Source organism: Skermanella sp. (assembly GCF_059503625.1).
In genome coordinates this window covers 1-1,830 of the sequence record NZ_JCACHA010000742.1, presented here as the reverse complement: position 1 = coordinate 1,830, position 1,830 = coordinate 1, and the positions used below count along the sequence as shown (strand labels likewise).

At 66.5% G+C, this 1,830-nt stretch carries 2 protein-coding genes and 1 pseudogene; 1 reads left to right on the top strand and 2 read right to left on the bottom strand.

Going from position 1 to position 1,830, the window contains the following annotated elements:
- On the top strand, positions 1-799 hold a 799-nt coding region (locus AC5JJ6_RS25405; protein WP_496044740.1), incomplete at its 5' end, for a YihY/virulence factor BrkB family protein.
- Positions 800-826: 27 nt separating this feature from the next.
- Here the strand turns inward: AC5JJ6_RS25405 and AC5JJ6_RS25400 are convergent.
- Both AC5JJ6_RS25400 and AC5JJ6_RS25395 read right to left on the bottom strand, forming a co-directional pair.
- A complete protein-coding gene (locus AC5JJ6_RS25400; protein WP_496044739.1) occupies positions 827-1,402 on the bottom strand; it encodes a hemerythrin domain-containing protein in 576 nt (191 codons plus the stop codon).
- 38 nt (positions 1,403-1,440) lie between these two features.
- A pseudogene (locus AC5JJ6_RS25395) lies at positions 1,441-1,830 on the bottom strand (hypothetical protein); the annotation flags it as partial.

Below are 1,830 nucleotides of genomic sequence, written 5' to 3'. Positions count from 1 at the left end.
ATACCGGACCTCCACCGACAAGGGGCTGTGGGTTGCGGCTGCGGGGGTGGCGTTCTTCGCCTTCTATACGCTGATCCCCACGCTGGCGGTCCTGATCGTGACCTATGGGACCATCGGCGGCAGCGACGACGTCCACGACCGCATGAGCGAACTAGGGCCGGTCTTCCCGGATCAGGCGATGCAGGCGCTGTTCGGCCAGATGATGGACACTGCCAGGGATACCGGGACCAGCTTCGGCTGGGGTCTGGCCGGCAGTCTCATGGTCCTGGTCTGGAGCGGGCTGTTCGGCATGCGGGCCCTGATGGCCGCCCTCAACTATGCCTACCACGAGGTGGAAACACGCGGTTTCCTGAAGCTGAACGGCATGGCGATTCTGCTCTGCCTGGGGTCTTTCGTGCTGGCCGCCGGCCTGATCGGCATATTGACGGCGGCGCCGTTCCTGCTGCGGGACCCTGCCCAGGACCCCTTCTGGTCCACGGTCTACGCCTATGGCCGCTGGCCGGTCGTCGGCGCTCTCATAGTCGGCGCGCTCGCGGTCTGCTACCGGCTGGGACCGTGCCACTCCGCTCCGCGATGGCGATGGGTCGGCTGGGGTTCCATCTTCACCGCCACGGTATGGATCGTGACCTCCATGGGCTTCACGCTCTATGTCCAGCAGATCGCCAACTACGCGTCGGCGTTCGGCTTGGCCGGCGCCGTCCTGACCCTGATGATCTGGCTCTACCTGCTGGCCTACACCGTGCTGCTCGGCGCCGTGATCAACGCCGAGACGGAGCGCGAAGCGGGACCGGAGACCTGAGCGTCCCGGCCCGCGCCTGGAAGGATCTCAAAGCAGCAGGGCTTTTTCCCGCTGCACCCCGCCGGACATCATGGCCGTTTCCTTCTGGTCGAGAACGGCGCGAAGCTTGGGAAAGTCGACTTCCTCCTCCTGCTTGACGTGCCCGGCGATCAGGTCCCTCAGTTCGGTGGCGATGCCGCGCCAGCGCGGGTCGCTCTTGGGTATCTGTTCCAGGTTGAAGAGATGCATCTTCATCTCCGCGTGCTCGCTGTAAAGATGCATGGCGTCCTCCTCCTCGTGGGCGCGGCCGTGGAGCAGCGGATACACCACGTCCTCTTCCGCCACCGCATGCGCCGACAGCCGCCGCTTCAAGCGGAGGAGAAGCTGGGTGCGGTCGAACACCGCGTTGTCCGGACTGGACGTCATCCGGTCCAGCAGCGACAGGATGATCCTGTGGTCGTCCGCCAGCGCATCGAACGGGTCGCGCCCTGCCGCTGCCTGCGCGGAGCCCGCCGCCTGCGCCACGATGGGCGGCAGGACACGGCTGGCGATCACGGCCGCAAGCGCGCCTGTCGTGAACGCGGCAAGGCCGCGCATGGTGATCAATCCTGAGTCTCGAGACATGGCGCCTGATCCTTGCCGTTGCTTGCCGTTGATTGAAATCAGTTGCTTCCCGGTGAGAACGAGGGGGGATCGCTCGCCGGGAACGATTCGTCCACGCTTTCGTCCACCTTGTCCCAGGGGCGCCGTTCGCGATCCCGCATATTCTCCGGGCCGGCTTGCCGCACGGCTCCGTAGCAGCCCCCCTGATCCACGGGCGCTTTCTCCGGGTCGTTGAAGGCGGCGTATCTCCGGCCCTGCCGATCCTGACCAGAGGCCTGATCCGAGGCGACGGACTGTCCGGTCGGCCGGAGCGGACCGAAATACGCAAGACGCCCTACGTCCGGAATTCGGTCGTCGCCGCTCGGCGGCCGCTGGGCCCCGGCAGACCGGCTCCCGGCAGACCGGCTGCGGCCGCCGGTTCGCTGCTGATAAAGCCAGTAGCCCAGCAG